The sequence below is a fragment of the Oleiphilus sp. HI0125 genome (assembly GCF_001635355.1).
In genome coordinates, this window is record NZ_LWGF01001486.1 from 1 (window position 1) to 1,268 (window position 1,268).

At 44.0% G+C, this 1,268-nt stretch carries 1 protein-coding gene and 2 pseudogenes; all 3 read right to left on the reverse strand.

What is annotated here, in order from left to right; genetic code table 11:
- Window positions 1-514: pseudogene (locus tag A3762_RS25000) on the reverse strand (hypothetical protein); the annotation flags it as partial.
- Window positions 515-529: 15 nt separating this feature from the next.
- Window positions 530-682, reverse strand: a complete 153-nt coding sequence (locus tag A3762_RS26715) for a hypothetical protein (RefSeq protein ID WP_156493340.1) — start codon at window positions 680-682, stop codon at window positions 530-532.
- Window positions 683-769: 87 nt separating this feature from the next.
- Window positions 770-1,268: pseudogene (locus A3762_RS25005) on the reverse strand (hypothetical protein); the annotation flags it as partial.

Here is a 1,268-nt window from a genome sequence, read left to right on the forward strand (position 1 = left end):
CAACACGCTGTGTAAAATCCGCATCCTCCACAATACGATGCAAGCGCTCAGTAAATACTGGCACTGGAGACACCAATTGATTAGCAAACCATAAACTGACACACACAGCGATGCCCGCGGCGACTAACAAGGCGATAACTAAAGCCGTCATCAAAGATTCAAACATAGACTCAGATTTCGCGAACGCCTCGACCTCATCGATCTCGCTCATGATCGCCCAACTCAAACCATTAATATCGAGCGGCGCGTAGGCTGACAGCACAGAGACACCTCTGTAATCATCAAAAACATCAAATCCTACTACACCAGATAACGCTTGATCAGCACCTCTTGTGTTCACTGGCTGCAGACCAATACTGGTTTCCCTAGTGGCAATAGATTGGAATGTCTGCGCATCTAAACCCGATGTTTCTAGTACCTCTAAATATGCGTCTTTATCTTCAATCAAAAAACGGCTCATGCTGCGCATTTTGCGGTCTTGAGCAATCAAATATGTTTCACCCGATTCGCCCAAACCTGTCGTTGCCCACTATTGGTCGTGCGTCATGATTGCGTTAATACGATCTATAGGCATCTGAAAAATCAGAACGCCTAACAGTTCTCTCGCATCAAAAATGGGAGAAGCAATAAACGCAGCAGGATCCTCATAAGATGGTGGATAAGGAGCAAAGTCATCGATCACAACATAATCTTGCTACGTTGCTTGAACCGCTTGCGTAAAAACGCGTGCGATACCACTGTTGGCATAAGGTCCGTCAAATAAAGATGTTCAGTAATCCAGTTCTTTAAAAACGGAATAAACGATATCACCGGTATCTGGCGCGACTAAGAAGATATCGTAATACTCAAAACGCTGCAGAAAATAGCGAATAGGCGGGTGATAGATCTTGTGCAACTTGCTGTAGAGCGTATTGTTATCGAGCTGAATCAGGGCATCTTTGGCCCCTAAAGGTTCAGTCTTGTTTGCAATGAAATCGTATTGTAGAGAAATAGAGTCTGCATCTAAGCCTTGCATTAAGGCTGCTGAATTGACCTTTTGACCGTTATTACGTTCAGCGTCCTCACCACCGAAGGATTGCTCATAATATTGCTGCAATTTTTCTTTTTGCTGAACGACATTGTCACCCGTTCGCTGCGACAAATAATCATCAAACTCCTGCTTGAACTCTCTCATTGCATTCACGATCATCCGATCTTTCGAGAAGCTCAATACCTGATCCTGAATCGTTTGAAAATATCGCTCTATTTGGGATTTCTTAGACTCTCTC